The sequence below is a fragment of the Aestuariivita sp. genome (assembly GCF_049276915.1).
In the GTDB taxonomy this organism is placed as follows: domain Bacteria; phylum Pseudomonadota; class Alphaproteobacteria; order Rhodobacterales; family Rhodobacteraceae; genus Aestuariivita.
The window spans coordinates 1-5,270 of the sequence record NZ_JBASXK010000102.1; the positions used below are offsets into that span (position 1 = coordinate 1).

Consider the following 5,270-nt stretch of genomic DNA (forward strand, 5'->3'; position numbering starts at 1 on the left):
GTGGTGCAATCCTCGGATTACAACACCGAGATCAGCCTGACCGAATATTACCAGAAGAACGTGTTGTACGGGCCCGGCGCATTTCTTGAGGTGGCCTCGGGTTTTGAGGATTACGAACGTGCCATCCGGCGCAAGCTTGAACGTGAGATCGCGCCGCGCGCGGTCGGAGAGTTGCCCGTCAACCCGGACCCCGGTCCGGGATGATCCGGCGCGCGATCCTCGGGCTGAGCCTTGTCTTGGGGTTCGCCGCGCCCACATTGGCGCAATGCCGTCAGGCGCTGGCTTTGGGGCTGGATGTGTCCGGCTCGGTCGACACTCAGGAATACCGCCTGCAGATGGATGGGCTGGCCAATGCGCTTTTGCATGACGAGGTGACGGCCGCGCTGCTGGCCATGCCCTCGGCCCCGGTTGAAATCGCAATCTATCAATGGTCTGGCCCCACGGATCAGGCCATCCTTGTGGGTTGGCGGGCGATCCACTCACGCTCGGATATCGAGGCGATCTCGACGATCCTGCGCGGTACATCCCGCTCTGCGGTTTCGGTCGGCACGGCCCTAGGCACCGCGATGCGCACCGGGCGCGATCTGTTGCTGCAGCGCGCCGAGTGCTGGAAACTGACGCTGGACATATCCGGCGATGGCAAACGCAACATGGGCCCGCGCCCTCAGGACATCCGTGATGAGATCAAACAGTCGGGCATAACGGTCAACGCATTGGTGATCGGCGCGGATGCGCCAAGGATAAGTGATCAGCGTCAGATGGAGATCGCCGAACTCTCCAGCTATTTTCGCGCCAATGTCATCACCGGACCGGATGCGTTCGTGCAAACCGCCCTGGGTTTCGCAGCCTATGAGGAGGCCATGGTACAAAAGCTCAAACGCCAGCTGGAGGGGCTGGTTCTGGGCCGCATGGAGCCCACACGACCACCTCGCCCCTGACATCCCCCCGACATACCCCTGACGCGCGGCTGACCCGCCATGCCGATCGCGCCCTCGCCTGCGGTCAATAGATATAGCGGATCTGATCGGTCCAGAACCGCTCCACCCGCTTGAGCGCGCCGGTAATCTCTTCGATGCCGGCAAGGTCCATGACAGCTCTGGCCTCAAGGCCGGCCGCATGGTTGTTGAACAACTGCCCCATGATATGGCGGATTTCGCGCCCTTTCTCGGTCAGGCGCACGCGCACGGAACGACGGTCGATCTCGCACCGCTGATGATGCATATAGCCCATATCGACCAGCTTCTTGAGGTTATAGCTGACATTGCTGCCCTGATAGTAACCCCGGCTTTTGAGTTCCCCCGCGGTCACCTCGTTGTCGCCGATATTGAACAGCAACAAGGCCTGAACCGCGTTGATCTCCAACACGCCCACGCGTTCAAACTCATCCTTGATCACATCCAGCAACAGCCGGTGCAGCCGCTCTATCAGTGCAAGGGCTTCCAGGTAACTGCCCATGAAATCACGTTGACCGCCCATGACGGGCTGCGCGTCCATCTTCATCACGCTCTCCGACTCATTCTGCTCTGACAGCAGGATGAGTGAAAAACCCAAAGATAAGGTTAAGCCGTTTTATCTCTATTTTTGAAAGGTTTGCGCGATGTCGTCAATCAGGCTGGCATAGGCTTCGGGCACATCCCCCTGCCCGGTGACCCATTGATAGAGGTCCTGATCATTCTCCAGCAGCAGCGCGTCATACAGCGTCAAGGCCGTCTCATCCATCCGCCCCAGATTGCGCTCGGCATAGGATTGCAGGATGATGTCCATCTCCTTGATGCCACGGCGCATGGAGCGCATATGCAGGCGCTTGAGGCGCGCTTCGGGCGTCTCGCTCATGCGTCATCCAGCCCGGCAAGCCGGCACAGACGCCCCTCGATCGCCCCGGCGCGGCTTTCGGCGGCCGCCAGTTCGCTGCGCAGGTTGCGGATATCCGCCAGAACACCTTTCAGATCCGTCGCCAGCAGGGTTTCAGAGGGTGGCTCGTTCATGCCTTCGCCCTGTCCCGTCAGCAACCACATGATGGACACGTTCAGCACGCCTGCCATGCTCGACAGCTTGTTCGCCCGCGGCTCCGAACGGTCTTCTTCCCAGGCCTGAACCGTATCCTTGCGCACGCCCAGCGTGCGTGCCAACTGCCCCTGAGACAGGCCCGCTGCATCCCGCGCCCCTGCGACGCGATCGCCGAATGTTGCTGTGTCGGGTCCATACCAGTCGTCTGCGCTGTCGGGCATCAATTGCCTCCCGGGCTAAGGTGATGTTGCTTGAATGGGTCTGCGCCGCACCCTATGACATAAGAGCGTGATATACAAACAAGGTGGCACATGGCCTTTCTCTCAGCGACGCTCGACCGGGTTAAACCGTCACCTACAATCGCCGTCACCAACAAGGCCCAGGAGCTCAAGGCCGCCGGTCGCGATATCATCGCATTGGGCGCGGGCGAGCCGGATTTCGACACCCCCAGGCACATCAGCGATGCCGCCATCGCCGCGATCAATGCGGGCCGCACAAGATACACCACCGTCGATGGCATCCCCGAGTTGAAACAGGCGATCTGCGCCAAGTTCAAACGCGACAACGGCCTGAGCTATACCCCCTCTCAGGTCAGCGTCGGCACCGGCGGCAAGCAAATTCTCTATAATGCGCTGGTCGCCACGCTCAATCCCGGTGACGAGGTGGTCATTCCCGCCCCCTATTGGGTCAGCTATCCCGATATGGTCAAGCTTGCCGGGGGGGAACCGGTCATCGCGCCCGCCTCGCTCGAAAACGCCTTCAAACTGACGCCGGAGCAGCTTGAAGCCGCCATCACCCCGCGCACCAAGTGGCTGATCTTCAACTCGCCCTCCAATCCCACGGGCGCCGGCTATGCCCGCGACGAACTCAAGGCGCTGACCGATGTACTGATGCGCCATCCGCATGTCTGGGTGATGACCGATGACATGTATGAACTCCTGGCCTATGACGGGTTCGAATTCTGCACCCCGGCCGAGGTCGAACCGGCACTTTATGAGCGCACGCTTACCTGCAATGGCGTGTCCAAAGCCTATGCCATGACCGGCTGGCGCATCGGCTATGCCGCAGGCCCCGAGCCGCTGATCGCGGCCATGCGCAAGATCCAGTCACAATCCACCTCGAACCCCTGTTCGATCAGCCAATGGGCTGCGGTCGAGGCGCTGAATGGCCCGCATGACTTCATCGCGACCCATAACATCGCCTTCAAACGGCGCCGCGATCTGGTCATCGCCGCCCTGTCCGGGATCGACGGCATGACCTGCCCCGTACCCGAAGGCGCATTCTACGTCTATCCCTCCATCAAGGGGCTGATCGGCAAGACCACGCAAGCAGGCACTGTGATCACCGATGACGAGGCCTTTGCCACCGCCCTGCTCGAAGAAACCGGCGTCGCCGTGGTGTTTGGTGCGGCCTTCGGCCTCTCGCCGAATTTCCGGATCAGCTATGCAACCTCGGACGAGGCCTTGACCGAGGCCTGCCATCGCATCAAGACTTTCTGTGCAAAGCTCACATAAGAACAGGCATGTCAGGCGATCTCCCCGAATACTTCTTTCGCATCCGCGAAAATGGCGCACTGGTCTTTCGTGTCGACACGGAAAACCGTCAGCGCAGGATCGAGATGGACCAGATCGCCGTGGTCAATATCCGCAATGGCGAGATCAAACCCCATGGCGAACGCAGCCTGACCGAAGGCGATCTCGAGACGATCAAGGCCTGGATGGAAGACCGGATCGATCTGCTGGCCCATCGTGATATCGACGACATCCTGCGCGCGGTCGATCACATGAACCTGACAGCCCAATGGGCGCAATCCAAGGCAACCGATGACCAGCTCGAGGCGGTGACCGACGATCTGCTGCTGGCGATGCATGATCTGCGCTCGGTTCTGGTGCGCAAGAAGGCCGATCGCCTGATGAAGGCGCATGAGGACAAAACAAGGACCTGAGCGCGCCCTGCGGCCTCAGCCCTCCACAGGCAGAGGCCAGAGGCTCGAATCCTCTAGGGTCCACCATAAAATCAATGACTTAGCAGATATCTGCTTCTCATCGTATCTCTTGAGTGTCTAGAATAGAGCGAGTACTGTAAGGTGCAGGCGGGACGGAAAGCTGATCTGCAATAGCCGCGCCACGGCCGGCCATAGGCACGAAGAGGCTCTCCGTCCTGTCCTCCCGGTTACTTGGAACTACCGGCACGCTTCGGCATAGTGATCGCGCCCGCCGCATCAGCCTCGGATTGGAACGGGAAATCGCCGAGCCAATCGTGCCGCAGGAACTGGTAAGCCGCTTCGACCGTCGTGAACTGCCGCGACGGCTGGGGGATAGCACAACACGGTCGGTCACAATGATCGCAGTGTTGAAAACCTGTTTGTCAGCGTCGTCATGCAAGTTGATCGCATGGTGCGCCAACCAGCCGATGGTGTTGGATTTCCCTGAGCCCGCCGAGTGCTGGATCAGGTAGTTAGAGCCGGTGCCGTGGGTTTTGGCGTGCGCCATGATCTTGCGCACAGCGTCGAGCTGCTGAAAGCGCGGGAAGATCATCACCTCGTCCTTGCCCGTCACTTCCATGACCATGAACTGCCCGAAGACATCGAGGAGCACGGAACGTGAAAAGATCGCCTCGCCCCATGCGCCTGATTTGTAGAGGTAGGCAATGCGATGTTCGTCCTCGACATCGGGATTGCCTGCGCCGCCGTCGCGGCCTCGGTTGAACGGCAGGAAGCGAGTCTTCCCATTCATCAGCCGCGTGGTCATCGAGACGTTGTCTTCATCGAGCGCGAAGTGAACGAGCGCGCCGCGCTTGAAAGTCAGAAGTGGCTCACCTGCCGGGGAGCGGTCGTCGCGATACTGCTTCTCAGCGTTGCGGAAGGTCGATCCGGTCAGCAGGTTCTTCGCTTCGATGGTGACAACGGGCAACCCGTTGACAAAGAGCACCACGTCAAGGCGACCGCCGTGCTTCTGGCTGTACTCGACCTCATCCATTACGGACAGAATGTTGGCCTGATACTCGGCGACACGCTTGGGCTCCAACGCGCTCGCGGGACGGAAATAGCAAAGGGTGAGCGCTATGCCAGGGACAATCTTGATTCCCTTGCGCAACACATCAAGAAGGCCGCGATCCTTCAGCGCCTTGTCGAGCTGCTTGAAAAACACGTCTTCAGCCGAAGCCGTGTAGTGTTGGGATAACTTATCCCAAGCCTCGGGCTGTGTATTCCGCACAAAGCGAAGGACAAGAGCCTTATCCATCGCCAAAGCGCGATCATAATC

Annotated in this window: 8 protein-coding genes; 4 read left to right on the forward strand and 4 right to left on the reverse strand. The window is 60.0% G+C overall.

The features are described from left to right. On the forward strand, positions 1-204 hold a 204-nt coding region (locus WAO69_RS10975; protein WP_422178981.1), incomplete at its 5' end, for a DUF1194 domain-containing protein. Then, positions 201-938 (forward strand): DUF1194 domain-containing protein, encoded by a 738-nt coding sequence (locus tag WAO69_RS10980; protein WP_422178983.1) that lies wholly within the window; start codon positions 201-203, stop codon positions 936-938. The genes WAO69_RS10975 and WAO69_RS10980, both read left to right, overlap by 4 nt. Before the next feature lie 64 nt (positions 939-1,002). Here WAO69_RS10980 and WAO69_RS10985 read toward each other — a convergent pair whose 3' ends face one another. The 3 genes from WAO69_RS10985 to WAO69_RS10995 all read right to left on the reverse strand — a co-directional run bounded on the left by WAO69_RS10985 (position 1,003) and on the right by WAO69_RS10995 (position 2,228). Continuing rightward, entirely contained in the window at positions 1,003-1,494 is a 492-nt protein-coding gene (locus tag WAO69_RS10985; protein ID WP_422178996.1) for a MarR family winged helix-turn-helix transcriptional regulator, read from the reverse strand. Between the two features lie 81 nt (positions 1,495-1,575). Then, positions 1,576-1,833: a succinate dehydrogenase assembly factor 2 gene (locus WAO69_RS10990; protein ID WP_422178985.1), complete on the reverse strand. Its 258-nt coding sequence runs from the start codon at positions 1,831-1,833 to the stop codon at positions 1,576-1,578. Then, on the reverse strand, positions 1,830-2,228 hold the full coding sequence (locus WAO69_RS10995) for a helix-turn-helix domain-containing protein (protein ID WP_422178987.1): 399 nt from the start codon (positions 2,226-2,228) through the stop codon (positions 1,830-1,832). Before WAO69_RS10995 ends, WAO69_RS10990 begins: the two co-directional genes overlap by 4 nt. 90 nt (positions 2,229-2,318) lie before the next feature. Between WAO69_RS10995 and WAO69_RS11000 the strand changes: the two genes are divergently transcribed. Then, positions 2,319-3,521, forward strand: coding sequence for a pyridoxal phosphate-dependent aminotransferase (locus WAO69_RS11000; RefSeq protein ID WP_422178989.1), 1,203 nt, complete (start codon positions 2,319-2,321; stop codon positions 3,519-3,521). Positions 3,522-3,529: 8 nt separating this feature from the next. Continuing rightward, positions 3,530-3,952, forward strand: a complete 423-nt coding sequence (locus tag WAO69_RS11005) for a hypothetical protein (RefSeq protein ID WP_422178991.1) — start codon at positions 3,530-3,532, stop codon at positions 3,950-3,952. A 97-nt stretch (positions 3,953-4,049) separates the two neighbouring features. Here WAO69_RS11005 and WAO69_RS11010 read toward each other — a convergent pair. Further along, a partial coding sequence (locus WAO69_RS11010; RefSeq protein WP_422178993.1) for a type I restriction endonuclease occupies positions 4,050-5,270 on the reverse strand: 1,221 nt, incomplete at its 5' end.